The 26,670-nt window shown below is 49.7% G+C and carries 25 protein-coding genes and 2 pseudogenes; 8 read left to right on the top strand and 19 right to left on the bottom strand.

Features of this window, described 5'->3' with window-relative positions:
* Nucleotides 1-216: 216 nt before the first annotated feature.
* Nucleotides 217-1,104: a hypothetical protein gene (locus NHAL_RS21795; protein WP_013032243.1), complete on the top strand. Its 888-nt coding sequence runs from the start codon at nucleotides 217-219 to the stop codon at nucleotides 1,102-1,104.
* Nucleotides 1,105-1,343: 239 nt separating this feature from the next.
* Here the strand turns inward: NHAL_RS21795 and NHAL_RS05860 are convergent, their stop codons facing one another.
* From NHAL_RS05860 to NHAL_RS05850, 3 genes are all read right to left on the bottom strand, one after another.
* Nucleotides 1,344-4,523, bottom strand: a complete 3,180-nt coding sequence (locus NHAL_RS05860; protein ID WP_041354679.1) for a calcium-translocating P-type ATPase, PMCA-type — start codon at nucleotides 4,521-4,523, stop codon at nucleotides 1,344-1,346.
* 101 nt (nucleotides 4,524-4,624) lie between these two features.
* Entirely contained in the window at nucleotides 4,625-5,209 is a 585-nt protein-coding gene (locus NHAL_RS05855) for a VIT1/CCC1 transporter family protein (RefSeq protein ID WP_013032241.1), read from the bottom strand.
* A gap of 54 nt (nucleotides 5,210-5,263) precedes the next feature.
* The gene (locus NHAL_RS05850; protein ID WP_013032240.1) at nucleotides 5,264-5,530 is read right to left on the bottom strand and encodes a DUF211 domain-containing protein; all 267 of its coding nucleotides are present in this window, start codon (nucleotides 5,528-5,530) and stop codon (nucleotides 5,264-5,266) included.
* Nucleotides 5,531-5,992: 462 nt separating this feature from the next.
* Between NHAL_RS05850 and NHAL_RS05845 the strand changes: the two genes are divergently transcribed.
* The gene (locus NHAL_RS05845; protein WP_013032238.1) at nucleotides 5,993-6,865 is read left to right on the top strand and encodes a RibD family protein; all 873 of its coding nucleotides are present in this window, start codon (nucleotides 5,993-5,995) and stop codon (nucleotides 6,863-6,865) included.
* Between the two features lie 6 nt (nucleotides 6,866-6,871).
* Here NHAL_RS05845 and NHAL_RS05840 read toward each other — a convergent pair whose 3' ends face one another.
* Together NHAL_RS05840 and NHAL_RS05835 are read right to left on the bottom strand one after the other, a co-directional pair.
* The gene (locus tag NHAL_RS05840; protein WP_013032237.1) at nucleotides 6,872-7,552 is read right to left on the bottom strand and encodes an endonuclease/exonuclease/phosphatase family protein; all 681 of its coding nucleotides are present in this window, start codon (nucleotides 7,550-7,552) and stop codon (nucleotides 6,872-6,874) included.
* A gap of 9 nt (nucleotides 7,553-7,561) precedes the next feature.
* The gene (locus tag NHAL_RS05835; RefSeq protein ID WP_157862487.1) at nucleotides 7,562-8,200 is read right to left on the bottom strand and encodes a TVP38/TMEM64 family protein; all 639 of its coding nucleotides are present in this window, start codon (nucleotides 8,198-8,200) and stop codon (nucleotides 7,562-7,564) included.
* A 221-nt stretch (nucleotides 8,201-8,421) separates the two neighbouring features.
* Between NHAL_RS05835 and NHAL_RS05830 the strand changes: the two genes are divergently transcribed.
* Nucleotides 8,422-8,742, top strand: coding sequence for a hypothetical protein (locus NHAL_RS05830; RefSeq protein WP_013032235.1), 321 nt, complete (start codon nucleotides 8,422-8,424; stop codon nucleotides 8,740-8,742).
* Nucleotides 8,743-8,784: 42 nt separating this feature from the next.
* On the opposite strand, the gene NHAL_RS05825 is transcribed toward NHAL_RS05830, so the two are convergent.
* Nucleotides 8,785-9,960 carry an RNA-guided endonuclease InsQ/TnpB family protein gene (locus NHAL_RS05825; protein WP_013032234.1) on the bottom strand — a complete coding sequence of 392 codons (1,176 nt, stop codon included), beginning with the start codon at nucleotides 9,958-9,960 and terminating at the stop codon, nucleotides 8,785-8,787.
* Nucleotides 9,961-10,016: 56 nt separating this feature from the next.
* Here NHAL_RS05825 and tnpA point away from each other — a divergent pair, with 56 nt between their 5' ends.
* Together tnpA and NHAL_RS05815 are read left to right on the top strand one after the other, a co-directional pair.
* On the top strand, nucleotides 10,017-10,430 hold the full coding sequence (tnpA, locus tag NHAL_RS05820) for an IS200/IS605 family transposase (RefSeq protein WP_013032233.1): 414 nt from the start codon (nucleotides 10,017-10,019) through the stop codon (nucleotides 10,428-10,430).
* Nucleotides 10,431-10,684: 254 nt separating this feature from the next.
* Nucleotides 10,685-11,221, top strand: coding sequence for a phosphatase PAP2 family protein (locus tag NHAL_RS05815; RefSeq protein WP_013032232.1), 537 nt, complete (start codon nucleotides 10,685-10,687; stop codon nucleotides 11,219-11,221).
* Nucleotides 11,222-11,301: 80 nt separating this feature from the next.
* On the opposite strand, the gene NHAL_RS05810 is transcribed toward NHAL_RS05815, so the two are convergent.
* From NHAL_RS05810 to NHAL_RS05800, 3 genes are read right to left on the bottom strand one after another with little or no spacing between them, the layout of a single operon-like run.
* Nucleotides 11,302-12,654 (bottom strand): Na+/H+ antiporter NhaC family protein, encoded by a 1,353-nt coding sequence (locus NHAL_RS05810; protein WP_013032231.1) that lies wholly within the window; start codon nucleotides 12,652-12,654, stop codon nucleotides 11,302-11,304.
* A 48-nt stretch (nucleotides 12,655-12,702) separates the two neighbouring features.
* A complete protein-coding gene (locus tag NHAL_RS05805) occupies nucleotides 12,703-13,332 on the bottom strand; it encodes a hypothetical protein (protein ID WP_013032230.1) in 630 nt (209 codons plus the stop codon).
* Between the two features lie 34 nt (nucleotides 13,333-13,366).
* On the bottom strand, nucleotides 13,367-15,277 hold the full coding sequence (locus tag NHAL_RS05800) for a DCC1-like thiol-disulfide oxidoreductase family protein (protein WP_013032229.1): 1,911 nt from the start codon (nucleotides 15,275-15,277) through the stop codon (nucleotides 13,367-13,369).
* A 230-nt stretch (nucleotides 15,278-15,507) separates the two neighbouring features.
* Between NHAL_RS05800 and NHAL_RS05795 the strand changes: the two genes are divergently transcribed.
* Nucleotides 15,508-16,596, top strand: a complete 1,089-nt coding sequence (locus NHAL_RS05795; protein ID WP_041354674.1) for a DUF2333 family protein — start codon at nucleotides 15,508-15,510, stop codon at nucleotides 16,594-16,596.
* 371 nt (nucleotides 16,597-16,967) lie between these two features.
* On the opposite strand, the gene sixA is transcribed toward NHAL_RS05795, so the two are convergent.
* The 4 genes from sixA to NHAL_RS05775 all read right to left on the bottom strand — a co-directional run bounded on the left by sixA (nucleotide 16,968) and on the right by NHAL_RS05775 (nucleotide 20,267).
* On the bottom strand, nucleotides 16,968-17,432 hold the full coding sequence (gene sixA / locus NHAL_RS05790; protein ID WP_013032227.1) for a phosphohistidine phosphatase SixA: 465 nt from the start codon (nucleotides 17,430-17,432) through the stop codon (nucleotides 16,968-16,970).
* Nucleotides 17,433-17,469: 37 nt separating this feature from the next.
* The gene (locus tag NHAL_RS05785) at nucleotides 17,470-17,748 is read right to left on the bottom strand and encodes an MTH1187 family thiamine-binding protein (protein WP_013032226.1); all 279 of its coding nucleotides are present in this window, start codon (nucleotides 17,746-17,748) and stop codon (nucleotides 17,470-17,472) included.
* A complete protein-coding gene (locus tag NHAL_RS05780) occupies nucleotides 17,745-18,251 on the bottom strand; it encodes a DJ-1/PfpI/YhbO family deglycase/protease (protein ID WP_013032225.1) in 507 nt (168 codons plus the stop codon). Before NHAL_RS05780 ends, NHAL_RS05785 begins: the two co-directional genes overlap by 4 nt.
* A 153-nt stretch (nucleotides 18,252-18,404) precedes the next feature.
* Entirely contained in the window at nucleotides 18,405-20,267 is a 1,863-nt protein-coding gene (locus NHAL_RS05775) for a DEAD/DEAH box helicase (RefSeq protein WP_013032224.1), read from the bottom strand.
* 691 nt (nucleotides 20,268-20,958) lie between these two features.
* Between NHAL_RS05775 and NHAL_RS20945 the strand changes: the two genes are divergently transcribed.
* Entirely contained in the window at nucleotides 20,959-21,117 is a 159-nt protein-coding gene (locus tag NHAL_RS20945) for a hypothetical protein (protein WP_157862486.1), read from the top strand.
* Nucleotides 21,118-21,479: 362 nt separating this feature from the next.
* On the opposite strand, the gene NHAL_RS05770 is transcribed toward NHAL_RS20945, so the two are convergent.
* On the bottom strand, nucleotides 21,480-22,172 hold the full coding sequence (locus NHAL_RS05770; RefSeq protein ID WP_013032222.1) for a hypothetical protein: 693 nt from the start codon (nucleotides 22,170-22,172) through the stop codon (nucleotides 21,480-21,482).
* A gap of 76 nt (nucleotides 22,173-22,248) precedes the next feature.
* Between NHAL_RS05770 and NHAL_RS21790 the strand changes: the two are divergent.
* Nucleotides 22,249-22,785 (top strand): annotated as a pseudogene (locus tag NHAL_RS21790) (2'-5' RNA ligase family protein).
* On the opposite strand, the gene iscB reads toward NHAL_RS21790, so the two are convergent.
* From iscB to NHAL_RS05745, 5 genes and pseudogenes are all read right to left on the bottom strand, one after another.
* A complete protein-coding gene (gene iscB, locus NHAL_RS05760; RefSeq protein ID WP_238985450.1) occupies nucleotides 22,707-23,354 on the bottom strand; it encodes an RNA-guided endonuclease IscB in 648 nt (215 codons plus the stop codon). The pseudogene NHAL_RS21790 and the gene iscB overlap by 79 nt on opposite strands.
* A gap of 17 nt (nucleotides 23,355-23,371) precedes the next feature.
* Nucleotides 23,372-24,522, bottom strand: a pseudogene (locus NHAL_RS05755) (IS4 family transposase).
* A 182-nt stretch (nucleotides 24,523-24,704) separates the two neighbouring features.
* The gene (locus NHAL_RS20175; RefSeq protein WP_275261114.1) at nucleotides 24,705-24,974 is read right to left on the bottom strand and encodes an RRXRR domain-containing protein; all 270 of its coding nucleotides are present in this window, start codon (nucleotides 24,972-24,974) and stop codon (nucleotides 24,705-24,707) included.
* Nucleotides 24,975-25,001: 27 nt separating this feature from the next.
* Nucleotides 25,002-25,808 (bottom strand): reverse transcriptase family protein, encoded by an 807-nt coding sequence (locus NHAL_RS05750; RefSeq protein WP_013032221.1) that lies wholly within the window; start codon nucleotides 25,806-25,808, stop codon nucleotides 25,002-25,004.
* A 72-nt stretch (nucleotides 25,809-25,880) separates the two neighbouring features.
* Complete coding sequence (locus tag NHAL_RS05745; RefSeq protein ID WP_013032220.1) at nucleotides 25,881-26,186, bottom strand: helix-turn-helix transcriptional regulator; 306 nt, start codon at nucleotides 26,184-26,186, stop codon at nucleotides 25,881-25,883.
* Between the last annotated feature and the right edge of the window lie 484 nt (nucleotides 26,187-26,670).

Below are 26,670 nucleotides of genomic sequence, written 5' to 3'. Positions count from 1 at the left end.
TTTTGGAATAAAGAAATATCACTCAAGCAACCACTGCAGTCAGCATGACCGCATTAAGAAGAATGGTGCCTGAGTCACCTTTGGCTTTGTAGAAAGCCTACGAAGTAACAATCGTGTACAAAAAAATTTTAAATTCAGCAGATTGCTATTTTAAAAAGAGTTTTTACGTGATTGTCAAAATATTTTACTGTGATATGAATACGGAGGGTGGCGATTATGACGCAGAAGAAAATATGGATTGGGGCGCTAGGGATTCTCATTGCTTCAGGGACCCCGCTAGCTCAAGAAACAACGACTATTGATTTTGAGGATAAAGCAGGTCAAACAGAATTCTCTGAAGGAGGAGCAAATTTTAGTGGTGGTATCGCAGAAACCGAAGGGATAACTGCGCTTTATTCTTCAGGCGCTTTTGCCTACTCCATAGAGACCGATGAGGACGTGGGAGAAGTCGTCTTTGACCAGCCTGTTGACAGTGTCAGTTTCTTTTTCGTCCATGAAGCAGGGATGTCTCCAGGAGAGGCAACGGCCTTTAACGCCACGAATAATGCCATTGCCATGGTTAGCAGCAATGATCCCACCACCTTCAACGATCCTGCCAATTTTGTCGACATGGATCCCCCTCAGCCTATTGCCCGGATAGAGTTTAGGGGTGCCGGGCTTATGATTGATGACTTTAGCTTTACCAGACAAGGTGGACCTCCAGGCATTAATTTTGGACACAACGGAACCTGGTTTAATCCTGACACCAGTGGCCAAGGCTTTTTTATTGACGTCGTTCCTTCAAGACAAGAAATTGTCGCCTCCTGGTTTACATTTAATATAGAAGGCACGGGGCAGCGCTGGTTCACTGCCCAGGGAACCTTTGAAGACAATCGGGCAGAACTCACATTGTTCGAAACCACGGGAGGTGTACTTAATGATCCCACACCGGTAGTTACAACCGAGGTGGGAACCTTGACTTTTGAATTCCAAAATTGCACCAATGGAACCGCGAACTTTGACATTCCTGGGGAAGGATTATCAGGGGCCATGTCAATTATTAAATTAGTGCCGGATGTAGTTTGCAATAATTTCGCCAATGGCCCACTCATCGTTAGAGACTGACAATAGCAGTGGAAACCTGCGGCTTAATGCCGCAGGTTTATTCTCCATTGTTCAGCTAGGATGAGATACTCCTGCATATATCACCGACTATTTCATGTTGGGCGGCGCTCCGCGTGAAATTCGGAGGTGTCTGTGCCATTATTATTGTAACGGTAAAGGAGATTCAGTTATGGACTACAGCAAGCATTTGGTTCTCTATTCTGGGGGTGCTGACTCAACTTATTTCATACACCAAGCCTTTAATTTGTAGGCGAGGGCAAAGTCAGTTTCATGCCTACGGTGATCACATCCGGATCCTTAATCTTATCCTGATTGGCTTCATAGATAAGGCGCCATTGAGTGGGATCACCGTAGGCACGCTCAGCAATTAGAGATAAAGTATCGCCGGGCTGGACAAGGACAGTTTTTGGCGCTACGGGAGTTATTTCGGCCGGTTTTGGTTCCTCTCTTGCTGGTTTTTCAGGAAGCTTAGCAACTTCAGGGGGCTTCTCGGGTGCAGCTGCTTGCTCGTCCCTCGGGGGAGGGGTTGCCGTTGGCGCCTCAGGACTTGGTGAGGTAACCGCAGGGGGCGCAGGCTCCTTTTCTGCCTCCGCCACTACAAGCGCTTCCTCCACCTTCTCGCCCCCTTGGAGCCACAGAATACTCCCTACGCCAACCAGCAACAGGATAATTACCGTTGACCAAATACCCTTATACTTGAACCCACCAGAACCAGCCGCGGCAGGCTCGGCTGCTGTAACAGGAACCTCTTCTTTCTTTTCCTTTTTGATCCGCTCCACATAAATCCAACCTTTCCGAACCAGCCACTTCTCAATCTCTACGGCAACAAAGACCACCACGGGCACAGCAAAACAAAGCGCCAGTTCCCCGAGCGGCAAGGGAGAGGTCCTAAATATGGGGTTCAGAAACGGTAGGTAAATCACGGCCAACTGTAGAGCCACCGTTATCGCCACCGCCCCTAGCAGCCATTTGTTACTCCAAAGGCCCTGGCTAAACAGGGATTCCTTCTCCGAGCGGATGACCAAAACATGGACCAATTGGCAGAAGGTCAAGACAGTAAACACAATGGTTTGCCAGTGCGCTGAACCACCATGATAAGCCCAGGCCTGGGACAAGAGAGACAATCCCCCAATCAGCAGACCCACCCAGAGCATATGTTGCCACATTCCATGGGCGAAAATGCTTTCATTGGGAGGACGGGGGGAACGCTGCATAATACCCCGCTCCTGGGGCTCTGCGGAAAGGGCCAAGCCGGGTAGGCCATCGGTCACCAGATTAATCCAAAGAATTTGGATGGGTACCAAGGGTAAGGGAAGACCCAAGAAAGGGGCCAGAAATAGGGTCCAGATCTCCCCTGAATTGCTGGTCATCGTATACTTGACGAATTTACGGATATTATCAAAGATACGACGCCCTTCCCGCACGGCACTCACGATGGTGGCGAAATTATCATCGAGCAGCACCATATCGGCAGCTTCTCGAGCCACATCGGTCCCCTTTTGCCCCATGGCCACCCCAATCCCGGCTCTTTTTAGGGCGGGCGCATCATTGACGCCATCCCCAGTCATGGCCACAAACTCTCCCCTGTCCTGTAATGCCTTCACAATCCGGATTTTTTGCTCCGGGGTTACCCGTGCATAGGTCCTGATCTGCCTCACCCGTCGGGCAAAATCTTCTTCCGAGATTTGGGCCAGCTCTTGACCCGTGATCACCGAGCCATCCTCTTTATCGATACCCAACCGAACCGCAATGGCCTGGGCGGTTCCAGGATGATCCCCCGTAATCATCACGGGAGTGATACCGGCGGACATACAATCGGCCACCGCATCGGGCACTTCCTTACGCGGGGGGTCGATCAACGCCACGAGGCCTAGAAAGCTGAGCTCCTTTTCAATGTCTTCGGAATCCCATTCCGTCGGGTCGGTCTCGAAGGGCCGAAAGGCAACGGCGAGAACCCGATATCCTTGCTCTGCAAGATCCTCTGCCTCCTCAAGCAAAGCCTCAGTATCCACCTCAGCGGCCCCTTCGGCAGTCTGCATCTGTGAACAACGAGACAAAATTTGCTCCGGTGCCCCTTTAACAAAGGCAACGACCTCCCCCTCCGACTTCCGATGCAGCGTCGTCATCCGCTTACGTTCAGAATCGAAAGGAATATCGCCAATGCGGGGCAACGCCTCTTCCAGGGATTGCCGCTCATAGCCGGCCCCATGGGCGGCTTGATAGAGGGCGACCTCAGTAGGATCGCCCCGTGCGCCACCGTCTTGGTCCGGCACCACTTCATTACAAAGAGCTAAGGCTTGCCCCAGTAGATTCCAAGGGAGGCGATCTGAATCCGGCGGCGGGATTTGGTCCTTGTTCTCGCCCGCCGCCCAAAAACCCTCAGCCGTCATCCGGTTTTCAGTCAGCGTACCGGTCTTGTCCGTGCAGATATAAGTCACTGATCCGAGGGTTTCCACGGCAGGCAAACGGCGGATCAATGCATTGCGCCGGCTCATCTTGCGGGCCCCAATGGCAAGAGAGACGGTGACAACCGCGGGTAAGGCTTCAGGGATAGCCGCCACGGCCAAACTCACCGCCGTTAAAAACATCAAGACGACAGTCTCACCGCGCAGCAGCCCGCTGACAAAAATAATCCCGCAGATAATGAGAACGACGATGGCCAGGCGTTGACCAAAGTGAGCCAAACGCTGCTGGAGGGGGGTTTTAACGGCTTCTTCTTGATGTAATAAGGAGGCGATTCGGCCCAGCTCTGTCTCCATGCCAGTGGCCACCACCACGCCCATGGCCCGACCATGGCTGACCAGGGTCCCTTTATAGCCCATGTTAAACCGATCACCCAGGGGAGTATCCTCCTCCCTCAAAGTCTCGGTGTTCTTCTGAACCGCTTGGGATTCCCCCGTGAGCGCCGCTTCATCCACCCTTAGCTCTGAGGTTTTCAGAAAGCGAAGATCCGCTGGAACCACATTACCGGCTTCTAGCAGCACAAGATCACCCGGTACCAATTCAACGGCAGGTATGGTCTGGGTTTCTCCATTTCGGAACACTTGGGCTTCAGGGGCCGCCATCATCCTGAGTGCGGCAATCGCCCGTTCTGCTCGATACTCCTGAATGGCACCAATGATGGCATTTAGAACCACGATCACCACGATCGCAATGGCATCCTGGGGTTCACCGACAATGCCTGAAACGACTGCCGCCACGATTAAAACGATGACCATAAAGTCCGTAAACTGGCCGATAATCATGCGCCACACGGGACGCCGGGCTGCTTCCTGGATGGTATTTTTGCCCTGGGCAGCCAGCCGCTCCTTTGCTATTTCCGACGTTAGCCCCTGCTCTGGGTCAACGTCTAGTCGTTGCAAGACCTTCTCCGGTTCCTGGGTATACCAGTGCTGCCCTTTCAAGGTGTCGTTATTCATGTTATTCATGATGAATGGATGAAGTTCAGATAGGGTCTATGGATAAATGCTGGGCCCCCCAATAAGAGAACTTACCCCGGCTCCTGCCTCCTGGAGATCCTTCATCCAGCCTGCAACAACAGGATCAACAAGCCTGTGATCACGGCAATGGCCAAGGTACGAAGTCCCGTCCATAACCAGAACGTACCGCTAATTTTTCCAAGAAAGACCCCTAGCAAGAAGATAATTCCAAATGCCACGGCAATGGAAGTTTCCAGGGGACCCAAAGGCAATACAACCCCATATTGGTTAAGCCATAGGGGTGAGATAATGAGCAGGGCAATAAAAAATGGCGAACCCCCATTGACCAAAGCAATCAGTAAGGGGATCAATCGGGCCGCTTTGCCATGGGCGGAATGGGCTAAATTGGTGACCATGGCCTGTTCAAGTTCGTGCAATTCCTTTTGCCTTTCCGCGGCCTCGCTGATATAGGCACTCAATAGACCACTCATCATCAAGGCAATCGCGGTCCCCATACAGGCGTTGAGTACAGTAGAGACGGCCACAGCGTCGGTAATGTAAAACCCCATCGTTAAGCCTAACATCGCCAACGCGCCATCAAAGCCATTGGTCACAAAATAACGGCGGGCAATGCGATGGGACCGGGAAATATCTAATAAGAAACGGAGTTCCTGGAACAGATTCAAATAAACCTTGTCTTGCGAATGGGATGGTTAAAGTAGCATTGCCATGCTACCGAGCTAACTTTGACTTTCTCCTACAACGGTGACCTCATCAATGCTATGGATAGACCCGCTCATGTGGGCTATCGCCTCACCTATTTGTTCAAACTGAATATCTGTACCTTCAAGGGTCACAGTAATTGTCTCTGTTTTTTCATCCACTGCCTCAACAGTGATATTGACCCGATATCCTGAGTCCTGCTCGGCAATAGTTCTAGCAAACTCCAATACATTAGGATGATGTGGTTTTAGCACATCAAGCACAATACGCTTTACCCTACTCATCAGGCTTCCTTGTTCTTAGGCAGGACCGCGCAGTAAAAAACTGCTTCTATACCCCATCTCACCCTTCGATTAAATTTTTTTTCAGTATAATTCAGAAGGTAACCCCTACTTTGTTCTTCTCCTATAAACTGATTATTTTACGAGTCTTGTTTTTTAATGGTTCGAGTTCCGTCTGGAGTATAATCAAGGTGTTGCCTTCTTCGACTTTCTGTTATGCTTCTGCCACAATTTTCTTCTGATACCGTCTTCACCTTCTCTAATTCTGTGCATAACTGCTGCAGCTCGGTACACAGTTCATCTATAAATTCTTCATTTGTAAACATCTTTTCCTCCTTGCTCTTTATGCTGTTCCCACCCTGTGGGCCGCTTCTGCCTTGCGGGTAGGTTCCAGCCAAAATTTAAAAAGCCAGTTCAAGAAGGCTATGTTTTTTTATATTCAATTGCAAATAGAGCGATAACTCAATGGATAGCATAAATCATAGTAGAAATAAACTTCTAAGATTATTTCCTGCCCCCTTAGAACCGGTAGCGCTAGAGGGACTGTATCTCAATCAAGAGCTACATAGATTGGGAACCCGCTCCCAGCCCTTTGTCTACACCAATTTTATCGCTAGCTTAGATGGTCGCATTTCGTTAGAACATCCACGGAAGAGAACCCGTATTGTTCCGGATACCATCGCCAACCCCCGTGACTGGCGCCTGTTTCAAGAATTAGCTGCCCAAGCTGATGCACTGCTTACCAGTGGCCGCTATATTCGTCAGCTCGCCCAAAATGTGGCGCAAGATATTCTTCCGGTCAGCGAAAAACCAGAATACGCCGATCTTATCCAGTGGCGACAATCCCAAGGTCTGGCCCCGCAACCTGCAATCGTCGTCATTAGCGCCAGCTTGAATATTCCTATCCCAGAGATATTGTTAAACGCTAATCGGCCAATCTATGTGGCAACGGGTTCCGAGGCAGACCCCCTTCGAGTGCAGGAGCTCAAGGCGAAAGGCATTCAAGTCATTGTGGCAGGCAAGGGGTTGCGCGTACAGGGAAAAACGCTGATTGCAGCATTGGGCCAAGAAGGGTTCACTACCCTTTATGCCATCGCGGGCCCCGAGGTTTTAAAAACTTTGCTAGCTGATCAGAGCCTCAATCGACTCTACTTAACTCATGCCCTTCGAATTCTAGGCGGGGAGTCCTTCGACACTCTTTTGGAAGGAGAACGGCTTAATCCGGTTGCCGATTTCAACCTGCATTCGCTTTACTACGATACCGCAGCCGAGGGAGAGCCTAGTCAGGTTTTTGCTATTTATGAACCGGCGGCTAACGCCGCTAAAATATCTTCTTAGTGGCGCTTACCATTCCACTACGGCTTTCAATGGCAGGTGATCGGAAGCTACTCGCGCCAGCGAGGAAGCCTCTACCCCCAGTGTCAGCAAGCGTCGGTGTCCATGTAGCCAAATCCGGTCCAGGGCGAAAATGGGATAACAAGCAGGAAAGGAGAAGGGGCTCAAACAGCGACCAAATTCGCGCCGCAGCCAGCGCAAAGTTTGGCTCCAAGGCCACCACTCATTAAAGTCTCCCATAAGGACGGTACGTCCCCCGTCTGGGGTCAGCCCCAGGTTGAGTAGCTGCTGGATCTGAAACCTACGCTCTCGAGACCTCAATCCCAGATGGGTCACCACCACGCGGATTTTCTGTCCTCGCCATTTGAGATCCACATCAATAGCGCCACGGGGCTCACGCCGTAGGACACTCAGGTCATGGCGCCGGATTTGAAGCACTTTCGCCCGCGTCAATAGGGCATTACCATAATGCAGTGACCTCCTAAGGAATATGGGGCCGGGGATGGCCACTAACCCGGTTTGATAGGCAAGATAATCCAGCAAATCCTGGCCATTTACCGAACGGTGTTCAACTTCTTGTAAAGCCAGCACATCAGCCTTAAGTGAACGGAGTACGGAAGCCGTTCGGGCTGGATTGAAACAGCGATCGGTACCCCTGCAACTGCTGATATTATAGGTCACAAGCCGCATTCAGAGCTTCTATTCACTCTCGGCCTTTTCTCGCCGAAGCCAATACCCCCCAACAGCGGCAATCACCAATAACAGCAGACCCAATAGAATCACAAATACAAAGCGGGTTATTCCAGGCTCACGTAATGCAGCCATCAAACCATCGACAAAAAAAACCATGGCAAATATTCCAGGTATCATCCCTAGCAGCGATCCAATAAAATAGTCCCGGACCTTAAGGGGGGAAGCGCCGGCCACAAAATTTATTATAGTAAACGGCGCCAAAGGCACCACCCGGAAAAAGATTACCGTCAAAATACCACGCTTGGATAACCGTTCACTGAGCTGGTGAACGCGCCAGCCTGCCCAGCGGCATGCAGCCTCCCCTCCTAAGGCATGGCCAATGGCATAGGTCACTAGCGCCGCACTCAAAGCCCCAGTCACAGCATAGATAAAACCCATGACCGGCCCAAATATCAAAGCGGTAGCCACAATCATCACGGATAGCGGCAAGACTATCAGGCTCCCCAGCACAAACCCCAGGACTGTTGCCACGCCTCCCAAAGGGTTAGCGGCCAGGCCTTGTGCCCAGGCAGCCAATTTTTCAGGTTCCAACCACTCTGACAGGGAAGTCCAGTGCCAAGCCATCGCCAGGCCAAGTAAGGACATCAAAGGCGCCCCCCTCAAGACTAGCTTGCGTCCCCTGGTAGGGAAGCCGGTTTCGCCGGCCAAAATATTATCTAATCGCTTGGAATCAATAGGAATTTTAGAATTCAAATAGAGCACCCTCCAGTACCGCCGGCCACCAGCCAAGTTGGCTCATTCCAGCACTCAGTCACGCTGAGACTAAGTTAAAGTGATTAAGTTCAAGGAGGCTGCTAATCTTTAAAATGATGAAATCCTCTGATAAGCAATTAATCTGGAATGGCATGGAGACGATTTACACCGCGAAGCAGCTGCTTAGGGAACAGCGCAATATCGCATTAAAACTCCCTCCAGATTTTCACCATACTCTATTTTCTCATTTTCATCCCGATGCCAACCCCAGACAAGTGGATACAGTTGACACCTCCGGTGGACCCGAACTGTTGGAAAAAATTGCGGAGATACGTGGTCTGGAAGAAATCACTCATTTAATCCCGCTGGTCACAGAAACAGGAGCTAAAATCCATGTGGTCAGCCCCAGCCCCTCCATTAATATTTATTTTTAATTGTGACTGCTCTGCGCCCTATCGGACGGAGCTTCCCACTTCTTAGGCAGCAACCGGTGACATGCCGGATTTACGCGAGCCTCGATGGGCAGAGACGGACAGCCCTTCCGCCTTCAACTTCAAAATGCCTTGATGCTTGATGTTCAGCGCCGCATTGATGTCGCGGTCGTGGTGCGTGCCGCAGCTCGGGCACGTCCAGTCGCGCTCATTCAGCGCCATGCTGTCCATCTTGTGCTGGCAGAGAGGGCACGTCTTGGAGCTGGGGAACCACGGCTCGATCTTGACCAAAGGTTTGCCCTGCTCCTTGGCCTTATACTCCAGCTTTTCGGTCAAGGCATGCCAGGATGCGTCGCCGATGTGCTTGGCGAGCTTGGCATTTTTCATCATGTTTTTGACTTTCAGCGTCTCGACGACCACCGCTTGGTTATCGTCAACGATCTGCCGAGAGAGCTTGTGCTGGAAGTCATTGCGGGCATGGGCAACCCGCTCGTGAGCCTTGGCGAGCCGTAGGCGTGCCTTGGCCCCTTTGGCACTGCCTTTGCTCTTGCGAGACAGCCCCTGTTGTTTGCGCTTGAGATTCTTCTGCGCCTTCTTGAGAAAGCGCGGGTTGGCGATCTTGCGCCCGGCGGAGTCAATCGCCAGGTGCGAGAGGCCCATATCGAGGCCGACGACCTTGGCCACATCTACATCCATCAGCGGCGGCGGGGCTACTTGCTCCGTCTCATACAGTAGCGAGGCGTAGTGCTTGCCGGTAACGGTGCGAGATAGCGTGATGCTTTTCAGCTTGCCGTCGATAGGCCGGTGGACTTTGGCCTTGATCGGTCCGAGTTTAGCCACCTTGATCCAGTCCTCGCCCACCTTCACACTCATGCAATGGTAGCTCGACTGCTTGCCGCGCTTGCTTTTGAAGCGCGGGTAGCCAGCCTTCTGCTTGGGATCAAAGAACCGCTGAAACGCCTGGTCGAGGTGGAGGCATGCTTGAGCCAAGGCGACAGAATCAGCCTCTTTCAGCCAGCCATACTGGCGTGACTTCTTGGCGACCGGCAACAGCTTCTTGATGTCGCCCTTGGCACTCAGGGATTGCCCATGGCGCTTGTAGCGGTGAGATATGATGCGAAGACCCGTGTTATACGCAAAACGAACCGCGCCGAACTGGCGATTCAGGAACGCCGCCTGCTCGGCCCTTGGATAGAGGCGTATCTTGGTGGCTTTCAGCATGTCAGTGCTCGCTGCTACAATGACTATAATTTAAGCCATGGCGTGAGTAAAATCAAGTGAGTGTGAATGACGATTATAGGCGCGGACGGCACAGCGTCACGCGACTGCTGGCGCATCTGGTATTCACGACAAAATACCGTAGAAAGGTATTTGACGGTGTCATGATCGGCCAGCTTCGTGAAGCGTTCGATTCGGCCTGCGAGAAGCTCGACTGCCGCATCCTAGAGTTCGATGGCGAGGAAGATCATGTCCACCTGCTGGTGGAATACCCTCCGAAGCTGTCAATCAGCGTATTGGTCAACAATTTGAAGTCCACCTCTTCGCGTCGCATACGATTCTTGAACACCCACATCCCACGTTTAAGCAAAAGCGCCGCGCTGTGGTCAAGATCGTATTTCGCGTGCAGCGCCGGCGGAGCTACCATTAAAACGCTCAAGGCATACGTGAATGGACAGAAAACACCGCACTAGAACTGCTTTGCAGTTCCCGCTTGTATCTCCGCCCGAGTGGGCGGAGGTTTACGCGGATTTTTGCTAAAATATCGACCTTCAAAAACAAAACCTTTACCTCTTAAAAACACACTATTTATCAGCTACTCAAGGCTCTCTATTTAGAGATAAAATTACGGTAATTAAAAGTTTATTAAAAGATCATCGTTTTTTCATATTGAGCACCTAATGTCCTACTTAGGCATGGATAGGAATAGACAAGGTGAAATTAAACGATGAGCACAATCAAAGCCTCCAATATCTTTCAACGCATGGATCAATACGAACTCACATATTGCTTGCGCTTTAACCGTATCTGTCGCTTACCACAAATCAAACGCTTATTTGCAGCAATCAGTCGCCTTGGGGATGGAGTCTTCTGGTATACCCTCATGCTGGTGCTCCCCATGATGCGGGGCGAACAGGGTTTGATCGCCTCCCTCCACATGTTAGTCGTGGGGTTGATTGCTCTGCTAATTTATAAATGGTTGAAAGGGCATATGGAAAGGCCCCGCCCCTTCACTACCCATGAAGGTATCCATATTTACACCGCCCCCCTAGATCACTATAGCTTTCCCTCCGGTCACACTTTGCACGCCATCGGATTTACCATTATTGCGGTAGGATATTTCCCAGAATTGGCCTGGTTATTGGTCCCCTTTACCGCTTTAGTCGCCTTATCTCGCATCGTTCTAGGGCTCCATTATCCTACGGATGTTCTCGCCGGGGCGGCCATAGGCACTGCTATTGCTATGGTGAGCTGGAATATTTAGCCTAAACCTTACTGACCCAGAGGGGAAAAGGCCGCACAGATCCCCCTGCTCTCTATCTAGAAATCGCTAGCCCCGGTTCATCAAAGCAGCCAGGCAGTGACGAGATAGAGCAATACGGTCACGGCCCCTGCCGTTAAGGCATAGGGAAGTTGAGTCTGAACATGCTCAAGGTGGTCACAGCCTGCCGCCAAGGAAGAAATAATCGTAGTATCAGAAATAGGAGAACAGTGATCGCCAAAAATTCCCCCACCTAAGAGGGCAGACAACACCAAGGCGGGAGGTAGCTCAACGGCCTGGGCCAGGGGTAAAGCAATGGGAATCATGATCCCAAAAGTCCCCCATGAGGTGCCTGTGGTAAAAGAAATGATGCCTGCTGTGATAAAAACTAATACCGGGATAAAGGGGGACGGTAGTGACGGCCCAACTATTTGGGCAACGAATTCCCCCGTTCCCAGAAGGCCCATGCTAGCGCTCAGCGCGAGGGCTAGCAGCACCGTTGTCACCACAGGCAGCAGTTTTCCCATTCCTTCGAAACCTAACTCAATCAGTTGCCGGTGGGAATACACCCTATCCTTGAGTAGTAAGGCATAGGCCACTAGCGTCGCTAGGGCCGTAGCCCAAAAGACCGCACTCGATCCTGAACCGGCCAACAAATCCCCATTCCCGGTATATCCCAAAAAAAACAAGACGGCGCCCACCATGACGAATAGAGGCAGCAACATATATCTTGCCCTCGTTGGAGCAATATTTTCTTCCCCAATATTCACATCCTGTCGTGTTTCGGAATGTTTTAGTGGCCCATAAACGCGGTGAGCAACGGCAGTATAAAAAACCAAAACTAACGTAATAATGGCATAGAAATTAAAGGGTATACTCATGACTAAAATGGTGATGGGATTATCGAACCCCTGGTCAATGAGCAATCCGAGCAGATAAGCACCCCACCCATTAAGCAAGATCAATATGGATACGGGCGCACAAGTCGAATCCACAAAGTAAGCAAGGCGGGCACGGCTCATCCGAAATTTATCGAACAAGGCCCGTGAAAGTATCCCCGCAGTCAGAATGCTCATATTGGTTTCAATGAAAATAGCGAGCCCCACAAAGGAAGTCAGGAGACTGACTCGGCGTGGTGTCCGGGTAAATCCTGCTCGGGTCAACAAGTACACACAGGCAGCCACCCCGCCTGACTGCTGGATATAAATCAACAATGCACCCACCAACATGCTAAACAATAAAACCTGGGTATTGCTCTCGCTTTGGAATACGGCGGTGATACGTTCCAAAAGTCCGATGAATCCCTGGGCGGGGTCATTGCCCGCAAGCAAGGTTTCGGAGAAAAAAAGGGCGACAAATAAGGCAAGGATAACCTCTCTTTTCCAGACTCCAATCAAAATCGCAGCGAATGCAGGTAATAAGGTTATCCAACCCACAATATCTCCTCGAGGCAATAGATCCCGTAAAAAAGTTTAAATTGACATCTATATAGCTTTTTCTTGCTCAGATGGAGGTGGCTGCTGCAAAGACCTGAACAAATCCTCAAACTCTTTAGAAAGCCCTTCCAATTGCTTTTGGATTTCAGGAAGCTCTGCCTTTAGCTTCTTCTCAATTTCCTTTAACTCACGCTGAACTTTAGGCAATGACCGCTGCAATTCAGTTAGAGACTGATCAAATTTCTGCGAGAACTGTTCGGCAAGGGTTTCAAGACCCTTTAGCGCCTGCGCCAACTCACTGGCATTTGTGAGCATGGCCACCGTCTCTTCATAATGCACCTTCCATTGACCCTTTTCCTTGATAAGCGTTGTCTCAAGGGGGATGGTTACTGGCCTCTCACCGTCAACAACCACCGTGGTTTCAACCCAGGCCTGTTCCCCATCAATAATGATTTTACCTAATTCAAAATCAGCTATAGGTAGCAAATCAGGGGTAAGCTCCTTTTTTTCTGAATACTCCGATGAAATGTATTGGCGAATACCCTGGGTATCGTTATCCTTTACCGCTGTCCAGAATTTCTCGGTGACTTCAAATGGGGACAACTTCTCAACACAGGCTCCGAGGGTAGCCCCCAAACAGAAAATTAATAGCAATGAAAAAGTGATTAATCTTTTCATTTTAAAGCCTCACAAGCAATTAATTGCTACAGTTTTACAATGTTTCAAGGTTAATATCAGGTATTTCTATATTCATCGAGCCCTCTTTCCAAATTACCTTTCCAATATTCACCCAGGGCTGATTTAGATTGTGATTACGCAGATCTTTTTGCCAATGTACAGGAACCTCTACCTCTTTTAATTTTATAATAAACTCTGTCTCTTGCAGATTAAGTCCTATTTTTATTCCCCAAAAGGCAGTTACTTTTTCAATAAATTTATAAAGGTGCTTCTGCTCTATGTTAGGCGTTACGGCGATATTAGCCCACATAGATTGAACTCTGCCCCAATTTGGAGCAATTAGTCGCCCTTCCCCATTGACAAACGGAAGCCATCGCTCCTGACCGCGACTATCTTTATAGGTAAGCGCCAAAATATGGTCGTAGCCATGGAGATGATCATGCAAATAAAGCGCATGGGGGGTTATCCCCAAAAAAACATGGGAAAGGGACAATATTCCGTTGCTTATCTGTTTTAGAACTTGGCCAACCTCGCTCTCTTTCCCAGGACTATCAAAACGATAAAGTATTCCATAGTGAATCGTACTATTTAACTGTAGCACCAGAACCACGACTAAAAACTTAGCAACACGCCTAGACCGTTGCTCCATTGTCCCGGCATAGTGCTCATAAATATTTCTAAGGTTACACTCTTCTTGTGGATTTTTTTCCGTTGAAATAAGACAGCTTTCATCACAAGTCAAACGGGTACGTTGATCTGCAATTCTCCGGTATATTTGTTTCCCAGCATGATAGATTCCAGGAATCCTTATCATCACACCCAAGAGAGCAGTATATTTCATTTTTAAAAGAATCTGGATGTAGGTATCGATACCCAAATACAGCCGATTCTTCTGATCAAGAGCATAGAGATCTTCCAGCAACTGATCATCAGAAAGATTATTAAGCTCAGGATATTTCCTAGCGTGATCTTGCAACCCCTTAAATTCAATTGCTTTAAAAATATCGAAATGTTCGACGATGATTCTTGTACGATTACAAAGAGGGCATTGTTGATCATAAAAAACGGTCAGTGCTGGCACTTCACACTGTAATGTTTCCTTTAGCTTTCGCCACCAGGAGAAAGGAACCATCAAAAAATAATAAACCAGCATTCCAAAGCCAAAAGGATAAATATTGAGGGACAAAACAATGCCACTGTGAAAAGCAGCCCCCATCATCATCAAAGGAACGCGAAAAGGGCGAAAATAAAAAGTAAAAATAAAAATGAACTGGAAAACTATAATCGAGTAGCCGATAATTTTTTGCAAAGCCTCATTATTTAAAATCGGCGTCATATCGATCGCAGAAATATAATAGGGCATCGTTGAGGGCAACCATCCTCCTAACCCATTGCGCCAGTGTTCCGCAAATAACTTGTGAGTAGCTGAGTCAAAATAAAGCAATCCTAAGGCGATAGCGAGGGGAAGATAGTAACTAAGGACAGAAACAGTAGGGGGAGGATAATAGGGCAATCCTGGCCTTGAAAACTTGAGTTTCAGCTTGAGATTGTCTAGAGATAATGCTCTTTCTGTAGGTAAAAAGATGAGGAGAAGACTTGATCCAATCATAAATTGATCAAAACCACCATCAAAATCCTGCCACATGGGGGTAAATGTGGTAAAGATCACCCAGAAAAAATAATTGACCACAGCAGCGAAGCGGGTATGGTAGCCTACAGTTATAAAAAGAGCATTAAGGCCCCATAGAATCAGAAAAAAATGAATCGAGGGTGAGGCAACATCAAGAAAAGGAATGGGATCAAAAATCAGATGACGGAAATAATAGAGAAAAACAACTTCTTGAAAAATAACCAATCCCAAAAAGAGACGAAAAACACCAAGTCCCAACGCCGGAACCTGTTTGTTGAGCCCCATTTTGACGCGACCCAAGATTTTCTGGTACATAAACTGGCACTAACCTCACTTATCCTTAAATTAATGCGAAAATCCCATAATTACTTCGCCTTAAGGAGGGCTTGCAACCTACACCTCTCCCCTCAATTAAATATAAGAATTCCTCTATACTTGAAAAACTCCAGTAAATACCCATTGTCTTTATCAAGGTAAATGTCTTGCTCCTGGGAGCCAACCTAGGTTTAGGATAAAATATGAACAAACAACTAAAGGATAGTGGTATGAGCATTACTTCTTCTGTTGCGCGCACTTCAAAGGAGGGCGTTCGTCGTCTGGCTTGGCTGTACCACCCTCGAACCTGGAAGGAAAAGGGGATCCGCTGGTCTCTTGGTCTTGCCTTCGTCACCTATATAGTTGCCGTGGTAGTTCTAGGTATCCTGTGGTCGATTGAACCCGCTACCTTTGATGTTCGTACCAACGCCCAGGAAATTGCCGAAGAGATTGATCTGCCCCAGAGCGAGCAGAAAGAGCTGCCTGCCGGCTTTATTTCCACCGCCACGGCCATTAACGTCGCCAGAGCTTTGCTGGAAAGACCAGGAGGGTATATTAGCAACGATGTCTTTCCTCCTGGCATCTACCTGGATAATATCCCCAACTGGGAATTCGGGGCGCTGGTACAACTGCGGGACTTTGTCCGCGCCATGCGCAATGATTTCGCCCGCGCCCAGACCCAGTCCATCGAGGACAAAGACTTACAGATTGCCGATCCCCAGTTTAACTTTAACTCGGATTCTTGGATTCTCCCTTCCACTGAAAGCCAATACCGAAAAGGTAACGAGGCATTACTCAGTTATCTAAAACGTCTCTCGGACAAAAACGATAATGATGGCCAATTCTTCGTTCGGGCGGATAATCTGCGCTCCTACCTGGAAGTGGTAGAAAAGCGCCTGGGCAGCATGGTTCAGCGTTTAGCAGCCGCCGTAGGCCAAGTCCAGTATAACATTAACCTGGCAGGGGAACCGCAAGGCCGATCAGCCAAGCCCGAGCCCCGCCAACTCCGAGTTAAGACCTCCTGGTGGGAAATCGATGATGTCTTTTACGAAACCCGTGGCGCCGCTTGGGCTCTCCTCCATCTTCTCAAGGCCTTGCAAACTGAGTTCGAAGATGTCCTACAAGATAAGAACGCCGAGGTGAGCTTGGCTCAGGTCATCCGTGGGCTAGAAAGTTCCCAGGAAATGATCTGGAGCCCGCTGATACTCAACGGCGACGGCTTTGGCATGTTAGCCAACCACTCCCTGGTCATGGCTTCCTACTTAGCCAAAGCTAACGCGGCCCTTATCGACTTGCGGAATCTACTCCAGCAAGGCTAAGGGAAGCCATCCTGGAACGAGATTTTCCTCTCATACCAATTTAATCAAAGAATGCAATTTATTAAGGCTTCAAGCGCTTGTTTAAACTGTATCTATACAATGCAAAATCACATGAAATTGGTATCAGAAATAGCCCAAGTAGGGGCACGGCGCGCCGTGCCCCTACTTGGGCACGTCCAACGGCCGTTTCTATAGGATCATCAGCCGCTGCAGCAGTCTGATCTTATCGCCTTGTTTTTCTGTAATTTTTCTCCAGTGCACGCAAGCGCTGATAGAGTTCACGCTCTTCCGCTGTAAGATGATCTGGAATCCGAACTTCAATGCGCAGGTTGAGGTTGCCACGGCCAAACCCTCCATATAGCGGCAGACCTTTACCTGAGCAACTCGGGCCTAATCATCCAGTTAATCTGCCAGTGGGCATCGTTATTGAGTTCCAGGCAGACCACAGTCCCCGGCTGATAGGCAGTGATGAGCCGCGTTTCGTCTTGGATAACCAAATGGGAAACCAGTTTGGCCATAAACGGCAGATGGCCGACGATGAGCGTATCCCTGTCCCAGCTTTCGCTCTGCCAGTCAAACACTTTGGGGTTGTCGTTTGGATTGATGAGACCGCTAGTTTCCAGCTCGACCCCCGGTGCAATCGCCCTTGCCAAACGCTCTGCAGTCTGGAAGGCACGGAGCTTGCCACTGTGAATCACCCTATCGACTTGAATATCCGCCTGTTTGAGAAATGCGGCCAGCCAATCAATATCCTCTTTGCCTTGATCGGTTAAGGGCCGATCAGGGTTGGCTTCTTTTGGATAGGCCTCGCCATGCTGCACCAGATAAAGTTTCATGTTTGCTACTCTTTAAGTCACAATTCGAAGATGTCCTCTAAAGCCGCTTACCGGCAAGCGTCGGGATCTTATCGGTGCGAGTTTCCAGTTTCAGATAACTCACTAACCGAACGGTCCCTTCTTTGTGCAGCATCTCATGTAATTGCTTAACGAGGCGGAGGATGTCCTCCAACTCCCCTTCGATGTTGGTCCCCGACGCATGGGTCTCAAAAAAGAAGCCATGATCCTGGAGCATTTCAACGACCCGGGAAATCTCCTGCCTGACTGAGACACCACTCCCAACGGGAATGATTTGTAATTCTGCTGTTGCTTTCATCGTGAGTGGAGGCTTTTTATGATTTTCTCCATAAATGCGGGAAGATCGGAAGGTTGGCGGGAAGTAATAAGATTGCCGTCGACCACGACTTCCTCATCCACATAGTAGGCACCTGCCTGCTTCATTTCTGTGGCGACCGACCGGTAACAGGTGGCCTTTCTGCCCTCCATAAGCTGGGCAGAGATGAGTATCTGGGGGCCGTGACATATGGCAGCGACCAACTTGTCAGCCTCCACGAAGCGACGGACCAGATCTAGCACGGCCTTCTCCTTCCGTAGCTGCGCCGGAGCTCGCCCACCCGGTAGAATCAGCAGATCATAAGCACCAGGGTCCACCTCCTCGACAGTCAGGCTTGCTTCCACTACGGCCCCATGCTTGCCCTGAAACATGCCCCGTTGCAAAGAAGCCACATCGGTTGCAATATCCTCCTGGGTAAGCTGCTGGTAAGGCACCTGTAGCTCGCTATCCTCAAAGCCATCGGCACTGACAATCAGAGCTTTCATTCCGATTCTCCTTCCCATCTCGATCCCAACTGAAGTAGGTCTCTTCTAGGAAGGATAGTGCACCGGGCAAGGCATTCAAGCAGTGAGCTTAATGGAACAACCCCCTCTGCAAAACGCCTTCCACAGCAATTAGGCATCAGGTTAATTTCCTCCCTAATAACTTATACCTTCCAGGGGCGAGCCTGCATCCTGAAGTTGGGCGAGAAAGGCTGTCTCCCGGTGGCTGGTGATCAGGAGCTTCTCCGTTGAGCGAGTCATAGCCACATAAAGCAGTTTGGCCTCTGGGACCAGATCTTCCCCCTCTGCCGCCATATAGCCAACACCGGAAACGGCTACCACCGGAAACTCCAGGCCTTTGCTGCTATGCATCGTCATCAGCTTGACGCTGTCATGGGAAGCCTTGAACTGCTTCTTTGCCTTTGCATTTCCCAGCCAGTGACAAGGCACCCCCTCGGCCAAAAAGAATCTGCGCAGTTTCTCTCCCATCCAATTGCTGCGATAAGTGACGCACATCTCTGACCAAGGAATATCCTGCTCCTCGTGCAGCCGATGAAAGATTCGGGCAATATAGCGAGCTTCCTGCTCGTAACTCTCAAAAGTCCTGACGGCAGGAGGCGGCCCATGTCGCTCCGCCGATTGGGGCTCCACCAAGGGGACATGATCCTCACCCTTGTCACTAGGGCTGAGATAACGGCTAGCAAAGCGATAGGCGAAACCGAGAATCTCGTCGGTATTTCGATAGTTCAGTTTTAGGACGGTGGTTCGGCCCTGGGCCCGAATACCCACACTGGACAGACTGAAACCGAGTTGCCTCTTCTTGCTGTAGATGGATTGGGCATCGTCATAGAGCAGCAATAAAGAATCGGTTTCTGGATCAACCATGCTAACCACTAGGGTCAACCATTCCGGTTCGAAGTCATGACCTTCATCAATCATGACCGCGCCGTACTGAGCCTTCGGTATTGTCCCCTTCTCAACCGCAGCAATGACTTTCTCCACCAGCCGCTCACAATAGCCTTCTCCGGGCTTGGGGCAGTCAACGTGATAGGTGCGCAACTGTTCACCACACCAGTCATGAAAATGGTAGACATTGACCTTGTCGCCGATACCCCGCTCCGCCATCAGTTCCCGCAACCTGGCGGCTAGGGTGATGTTATAGCAGAGCACTAAAATCGGCTGGTGCAACAGCTTAGCCAGGTAGAGGCAACGATAGCCCAGGATTAAGGTCTTACCCGACCCGGCCACCCCATGGATCACCCGATGCCCCTCCCCCATGCTGCGAGCCAACAGCTCTTGCTGCATATCCATTACTTTGACAATGTCGGGCAAGAGGGCTTCCACCTTCTCCTCTTCTGATTCGGCAGGAAAGAGACTTCCCTGGTCGCCAGCATTGATACGCACCTCGGGAAATAGATGCCAGCGAATCCGGTCGATCTGGGGTAAGGTCAGCGGCTGGGAGAACTGCACCTTGAACATGTTCCAGAGGCGTTCCTGAAAGTCTTCAGGATCAACGCTCCCCACCATCTCATCCTTGCAGAGGGTCTGATATTCCGGCAGCACTTCACCCAAATCGGTGGCATCAAATTGCTTGCGGGTAATATTGCTCAGGACCACCCCATAGCCATAGGGAAACACCAGATGGCCCTTATATCGGCCCGACTGATTGATCAACTGGGGATCTTTTTCCAAATGCTCGATCAGCTGATAGGTACACTGGCGGACTTGTTCCAATGGATTGCTAACTATCTTGAGACCACTAGGCGTAATGATTGTGGCTGTGGCCTTGTCGATCTTCTGAATGGTATCGCGCTTCCAATCCTTCACCTCCAACAATAACAAGCCACGCAGGGGATGAAGAATGATGAAATCCGAGTAACGTTGGCGCCGCCCCACCGGCATCTCGTACCAACAAAGATAGTCGTCCTCCAGGTGACTCTCCAATCGGTATGCAAAACGCTTTTCGCCAGCCTGCATACGACCGAGACAACTATTGAGTGAAGGAATCAAAGTCGCCATTTTAATGTTTATTTATCCCTGTTAAAGGAGGAAGGCCAATTTTCCACTAAGAGTCCTGACAGGCACCTAGCGAAATCTCTCCATAGGGGCGGCTTCAGCCGCGACACCTTACTAGATATCGGCTATAGGCGTGCTGCAGTTAAAAAGCTGCTGGAAAACCTTGCTTTCGGTGAAAGGTGGATCAAGGCCAAAAAATGGTCCCACCATTAAACGCTTAAACTTTGGTAGGTACGGCGCTAACACACCTTCACCTACCCTACCTAAAAAGGGGGATTCCAACAGTTTCTAAAAATAGCCAACTTATCACGGTATTTGGCAGAAATTCCACACAGGGAAATGCTGGCGGGCAGCGCCATAAAAAAAGGCCGGCATTTGCCGGCCTGGTCGATAAAATCGCCGCGCTTATAATCGGCGTAATCGAAACGAGACGTTGACTTGGTAAATCATTGTGGTGCCGCTCATTTCATTGCCGACCACCCGCGGAAGAGAGCAATTGGCGCTGGCATATCACAGGATAAAGTACAGACCCTTAGGACCTAGGCCGCCCCCTGCCGAGTCACAGGTTCCAAGTCTTGGGCTAGGCTGGCGTCGGGGCCGGAGATGCGAATACCGGCAACAGTCAAAACCGCCGAAACCGACGGACGAGCAACGCCCGCAGTCGCTCAGTTTAGGTAAGAAGTTTTGCAAGCGTATGACAGTTGTACAAGTGGAGACGATAACGACGGCTATAGCATTTTCCCTTCGCGGCTATGACGACCTCGGGATTTTTGAGATGGCGCGCAATTTCCAGCTATGGGTAGCCCCAGCCAAGCGTAGGGCATTGCATAGCACAATTGAAGTTTCGCCATGACTGATAGCAATTTTGTTCCTACAAAACCTCATCAGCCTGAAGAATTCGCGTTTCTCAGCAGTCCTCGGCGAAGGGGTGACCTTGGCCTCAGGGTCTTTACCGCTCCACGCGCTTTGACTTCGGGTGCTCCCCACCCTAGGCTCCGAGAGCGAGAAAATCATAGCGCCGATTCATGGCAAAACGCAAGTAATGTGACCCTTGCACTTCGTGCGCCACTCCGTTTCGCATCATCGCTAGGGGGATGTCGTGCGTCCCTGCACTCCTTCAAAGTACTAAAACTTGCCGAGAAAACTTGTGGCAGGATTAGCTGCTCCAGGTGCTCGGCGCGATTGAGGGTAATATTGACTTCGCGAGACTGACCACTACCCCATCGGCACAAAATGTCGCGTCATATAGTTAAGCCCTTGTTTATAATATTCAAACCTCATGGCTAGGCGCAGAAAGACATCTTCCAGGCTGAATTCCCTAGCCAGACGGTGTCTCGCCGCCTGACCGAAATTGGATTGACCGGAGGCCACATAGTACTGGGTATCTATGGGACGTCGATGATAGCGGTGGCGGTATTCCAACCAGTCGAGTTGCAGGCCGGTCAACCAGAGCGCGTAGTTGCCGATGTGGGCATAGGTAATGAACTGGCGGTGGGGATCGGCCTCTTGTACGTCCTGGAGTAGGTCAACCACATATTCGCGAGGCTCGGAATCCCCCAACTCTACCCGATAGACTCGATCGGTTCGAATAAATAAGGTAAGCAGGTTAGCCAGGTAATTGATAACCTGCCGATCAAGCGATGATTTGGGGCGGGCCAGGCTGCGGCGCAGCAATACGCTAAACAGCAAAAAAGGAGAGATATTGAGGATCTGCCGTTGCTGATCGCGGATCATTTGGAACACATACTCGCTGGTCAGCATAGACTCCAGGGTTGTTGGCAGGTCGTTGATAAGCTTGGCGATCTCCTGGTAACTGCCCCCCGGTTGGGGCATGTTTTCGATCAAGAATTCCAAGTCGCGATCTGCTAATCCGCTTAAATTGGTCCGGGCAAAGTCTGGTCTTCTCATACAGCCTCCCAACGATTAGCGTAATATGCCAGTAATATAGAGGGTCTGCGAAGTAAATATCCAAGCATGGGCATTCATGAGCTACGATACTATAGAGAGTATGACCTCCTCCAAGACCCATAAATCCGCCCTGGTCCTCATTCCGCAGGAAACGATCTGGGAATCAATTCAGGCAATTCGGCGCAAACATGACCGCCAGATACGTCGATGGATGCCCCATATCACCCTAATCTATCCTTTTAGACCCCGGGAAGAGTTCGCTAGATTAATACCGGAGATTGCGCCAGTCTGTGAAGGCATCGAACCCTTTACAGTGGAGCTGGCAGAGGTTAATTATTTCCACCACGGTCGCAACCACTTTACCCTATAGTTAATCCCCGAACCCAAGGAAACTTTAGTCCAATTACAAGAAGCGATCTGGCGCCTGGTCCCAGATTGCGACGAGGTGCGGCGCTTTACCAGCGGCTTCACACCCCATCTTAGTGTTGGGCAAGTCAACGGAAGGAATCAATTGCAAGCTTTGCGGGAGATGCTTCAAGCAGAGTGGCAACCGCTACAATTCGTAGCAGATCGGGTAAGCTTAATACCGACACAGGACGCGTCAATCCAGTAGTCTTTTGAGTACCCCTGAGAGAGTCGGTTTCTCTTAGTTCTCCCCCCACTCCAGAAAGAGGTGGGCAACCCCACCGACTGGATGGCGTGCCCAATGGCGTAGCGGGTGGCATTGACTGCGGCGGCATCTTTTAAAGGCTGATTGGCTTTGGACTGGATCTGAGGATATCCAAACTCGGCAGCCGTTTTGTTGTTTTTCTTTTGGTTGCAGGGTGTGCAGGCCAGGGTCAGGTTAGAGACTCGATCACTACCGCCGCTAAATCTAGGAACACTATGTTCAACTTCAAGCGGAATATCTTTTTTGCCGCAATAGGCGCACTTTCTGCCCCATTTTTCCAGCAAGTATTCGCGCACTTCATAACCTTGCAACTCGCCTTGCTGATATTCAACGCCGCTAATTTCAGGGTTTTGAATCTTCTGCAAGTCAAAACGCACGGTCTCAATATGGCACTCTGTGATAGGTGCTCTATCGAGCAGACAGCTAAACCAAGTCGAAACATTCTCAACCCGCGATCTTAGTGGTGGCGGCAGCCAGCCCTTCGGCCTCGTTCTATTTATACCAATTTTCACTACTGTCCCATAAACTTTCACGAAAACTGCAATGAAGCCTGAAGAGGTAGAAGTTCTGGTTCTGGCGGATCGCCTCGTAGCAATGCTTGAAGGTCGCGCCGCTCAAACAGATTGAGCTGGAGCAATCGAATAATCTGCTGAAGAGAGCAGTCTATTTTGCTGACGAACTTGAGATAAGCGAGCAATAAATAGGCACAAAGGGCGATCCAGAGTTGGGTCATGACGGCGTTTTTTGAGGTTCCCAAGAAACGCTTGATCTTTAAATTCTGCTTTATCCATTTGAAAAACAGTTCGATCTGCCATCGGGACTTATAGATTGCCGCGATAGTGCTGGCAGCAAGATGAAAATTGTTGGTCAGGAAGCAATACCGGATACCGGTGTCAAAATCCTTAAAGCCGATGCGGCGCAGAGCGATCGGGCAGTTTCGGGCCTTGGCGCCGGTCAGTTCGAGGGTCTGATCGCTCGTTAGGCCCTTGGATTTATCGACTTTACGGCGTTCAACCACGCGATAGCGGGCCTTTTTACGTTGGCGCGTGACAAAAAAGATGCCCTGGGTATTGAGTTGATGATACCCATCATAATCGGTATAGCCCCGATCGAAGACCACGATACTGCCTTTGGGTAATGCCAAAGTACGGGCCACGGTAATATCGTGGACTTTGCCGTTAGTGACGGTCATCAATGCGGGAGCAGCCCGTCATGATCCAGACCGACATGGAGCTTGACGGCCCCCTTGGTGGTTCGAAACTTCGCCCAGGGAAAGACGCTCAGGCACAGATCGAGAGTAGAAGCATCAAGTGAGTAGAGCTTGTTCTTGAACCGGAAACCATGACGGGGCGCGAGCCCTTGACAGCGGGAAAACAGTTTGGCGAATAACGCTTCGTACAGTGCATAGGGTTGTTTCTCATTAACCCGGGCTAGAGAGGAGCGGCTCACCGGCACGGCACCTAAAAGGTAGAGTTTTCTGGCCTGAGCCGATAGATTACTGACCACATCACGCAAACTAGTGCGCCCTGACAGCTGTGCCAGTGCCATGGAAACAAATTGTGACCAACGGGTCATCTTGCGTAGTTTCCGGCCCTCGTGGTGCTGATTTGCCAGCACCTCGAATTCATGTCTCGGGACTAGTTTCAGTAACTGAGAAAATACAGTATTATGATGTGCCAAGGCCTGAACTCCTTCTTGTTCTTCAATGATTTGTCGTGATTTCATTGTATCAAAACAAGTTGGTTTTCAGGCCTTTTTCGTTAATTCTTAGTGGGACAGTAGTGACCAATTTTATGTGATTTTGCATTGTATAGATTCAATTTAAACAACCACTTGAGGCCTTAATAAATTGCATTCTTTGATTAAATTGGTATTAGAAACCGTGGCGCGCGGTAGCGAGTCTTTCTGCCTCCTCGGCCTCGGCGCAAACTGCAACGACTGGTTAGCCGCTCACGGATGGCGTGCCCGCGATGGGTAAGATTGGCGGCCCATAACACCACGCGGCCTTGCGTTGGGAAATGACTGACTAAGGCTAGGCCGGTGGTTTTGCTGCCTGGGTCAACTTTAAATTCAACCGGCTGAGGATTGGGTTCTACGCGATACTTTAATATGAGGGAAAAGTCATTACGTATGAGGTGTTTTTGGAAGATAGCGTGTTACTATCTTATTTTTTCATTGGCCGAGGAAATTTGTCGGGCTTGTGAGAGGCGTCCCTGAAGCTGTTGTTTTAGTCTTTCTCGTTGTTGAAGAGTGGTTTCTCGCTGAAGCCGCTGCCGCATTTCATGGATTTTTTGATGTTGGCGGTTAGGCATTTTTAATAGGCCGTCCCTGATGACAATACCAGTGACCTCAGCACTTTCTTTACCGGAGTAAAATTTCTCTTTGTGATACCGCAAACCGCGGCGGTGAATTTGCCTTTTAATCCTCCACATGACCTTGTTAGACACATTTGTGCCCGATATCGTCAAATCATCCATATAAAGGGTCAGGGTACAACCTGCCTCATGTACGATAGCTTCAACTGCCTCCCACATATCGACGTGTGCATAGTATGCCAAGATTGGACTGAGGGGACTGCCGGTCGGTAGTCTCCCCTTAAAGGTCGAAAGGGCTGTCAAAATCCATGCTATATCCGGCGCGCATCTCATTCTTTTGTGAAAAAACCAATATACGCGCTGAGATGAAGTGGCTTGAAAATACTCTTTGATATCAAGACTCCGTACCACATTGCCATTTACATGTTGTCGGGCGTTACTGATATAAGAGCGTCCCTTGACCGGGCAAAACAAGAAAGGAGGAGGTGCGATTCGACTAAGGAGTTTAGCGATACGACCCTGTACTCGTTTTAATGGGAGATGCGGATTCTCGATGTGCCGCTTCTTTCCTTTGGCGTTAACTTCATCCCACTCTTTATATAGACCTTTGGAACAGATCAGCTTTTTTAACTCCGATAGAGTAATACCCAAAATCTCCGAGAGTTTTTTTTGGAAGATAATCGATAGAACGGCGATTGATCGAGCGCATAACTTTTCCGGTTTCTACTCTGCATGGGTATGCCCCGACCGTTCTGCAATGAATTTCATTAGAGCCAAAATTTTGGAGGATACAAAAGTTCTGGCTTTCTCAATTTTTACACCACTGTTCAGATTCTCAGAGAAGAACATAATCGAAGAAACAGGTATTCCAAATACCTCCGAATATCGATTTAAAAGCGCCAGTGTCGGCACTTTTTTTCCCGATTCAATTTCCGAGAGATGTGATTTGGATATTCCGAGTTTCTCTGCAAGTTCTTTCTGCTTCATGTCATGGAATACCCTCATCAACCTCAGAGCTTCATTTAGCATATTGTCACCTCTCTAAAGTTTGAGGGCCTAGTTACAAAACGAGTTAGCGGTCTAGCTCCGAAACATTTGCATCAACTCGATCAGCATCTTTATAAATGAGAAAATCATCTGACCAAACAAAATCAATAGCCGAAGCGAACGGGGATTACACAGCCATTTAAGCCATGGTCTCCGTTTCTTCGACCGCTCCTGCCGTTGATCGATAACCTTCAATTTCTTCATTAAATCTCCTTCAGTTGCAGTCACCTGCCCCATTGCAAATGACCGTCGCCTCAACCGAAGGCGGAGAACGGCAGTGTTAACCCGGATTGTAATATGGGCGCGGCTCATTCGCCTCGGGCCGCGCCCCGCCCGCCGGACACCCGTATGACGGGCATGCAGGACGCTACATGACCGACGTGCAGGATAGAAGACGCTTTACGGTCTTCCCCGAACCGCTATCTTGTGGCGGTTCAATGAATGGCGATCATCTCCTTTTGTTTGC

Source organism: Nitrosococcus halophilus Nc 4 (assembly GCF_000024725.1).
Taxonomy (GTDB): domain Bacteria; phylum Pseudomonadota; class Gammaproteobacteria; order Nitrosococcales; family Nitrosococcaceae; genus Nitrosococcus; species Nitrosococcus halophilus.
The sequence above is the reverse complement of the archived record's forward strand: the minus strand, read 5'-3'. Positions and strand labels throughout refer to the sequence as shown.

Bases quoted from the DNA above. Each gene is read 5' to 3' on its own strand.
- NHAL_RS21795 (WP_013032243.1), top strand. From the start codon at position 217: ATGACGCAGAAGAAAATATGGATTGGGGCGCTAGGGATTCTCATTGCT.
- NHAL_RS05860 (WP_041354679.1), bottom strand. From the start codon at position 4,523: ATGAATAACGACACCTTGAAAGGGCAGCACTGGTATACCCAGGAACCG.
- NHAL_RS05850 (WP_013032240.1), bottom strand. From the start codon at position 5,530: ATGAGTAGGGTAAAGCGTATTGTGCTTGATGTGCTAAAACCACATCAT.
- NHAL_RS05845 (WP_013032238.1), top strand. From the start codon at position 5,993: ATGGATAGCATAAATCATAGTAGAAATAAACTTCTAAGATTATTTCCT.
- NHAL_RS05840 (WP_013032237.1), bottom strand. From the start codon at position 7,552: ATGCGGCTTGTGACCTATAATATCAGCAGTTGCAGGGGTACCGATCGC.
- NHAL_RS05835 (WP_157862487.1), bottom strand. From the start codon at position 8,200: ATGTCCTTACTTGGCCTGGCGATGGCTTGGCACTGGACTTCCCTGTCA.
- NHAL_RS05830 (WP_013032235.1), top strand. From the start codon at position 8,422: ATGATGAAATCCTCTGATAAGCAATTAATCTGGAATGGCATGGAGACG.
- NHAL_RS05825 (WP_013032234.1), bottom strand. From the start codon at position 9,960: ATGCTGAAAGCCACCAAGATACGCCTCTATCCAAGGGCCGAGCAGGCG.
- NHAL_RS05815 (WP_013032232.1), top strand. From the start codon at position 10,685: ATGAGCACAATCAAAGCCTCCAATATCTTTCAACGCATGGATCAATAC.
- NHAL_RS05805 (WP_013032230.1), bottom strand. From the start codon at position 13,332: ATGAAAAGATTAATCACTTTTTCATTGCTATTAATTTTCTGTTTGGGG.
- NHAL_RS05800 (WP_013032229.1), bottom strand. From the start codon at position 15,277: ATGTACCAGAAAATCTTGGGTCGCGTCAAAATGGGGCTCAACAAACAG.
- NHAL_RS05795 (WP_041354674.1), top strand. From the start codon at position 15,508: ATGAGCATTACTTCTTCTGTTGCGCGCACTTCAAAGGAGGGCGTTCGT.
- sixA (WP_013032227.1), bottom strand. From the start codon at position 17,432: ATGAAACTTTATCTGGTGCAGCATGGCGAGGCCTATCCAAAAGAAGCC.
- NHAL_RS05785 (WP_013032226.1), bottom strand. From the start codon at position 17,748: ATGAAAGCAACAGCAGAATTACAAATCATTCCCGTTGGGAGTGGTGTC.
- NHAL_RS05780 (WP_013032225.1), bottom strand. From the start codon at position 18,251: ATGAAAGCTCTGATTGTCAGTGCCGATGGCTTTGAGGATAGCGAGCTA.
- NHAL_RS05775 (WP_013032224.1), bottom strand. From the start codon at position 20,267: ATGGCGACTTTGATTCCTTCACTCAATAGTTGTCTCGGTCGTATGCAG.
- NHAL_RS20945 (WP_157862486.1), top strand. From the start codon at position 20,959: ATGACAGTTGTACAAGTGGAGACGATAACGACGGCTATAGCATTTTCC.
- NHAL_RS05770 (WP_013032222.1), bottom strand. From the start codon at position 22,172: ATGAGAAGACCAGACTTTGCCCGGACCAATTTAAGCGGATTAGCAGAT.
- NHAL_RS05745 (WP_013032220.1), bottom strand. From the start codon at position 26,186: ATGCTAAATGAAGCTCTGAGGTTGATGAGGGTATTCCATGACATGAAG.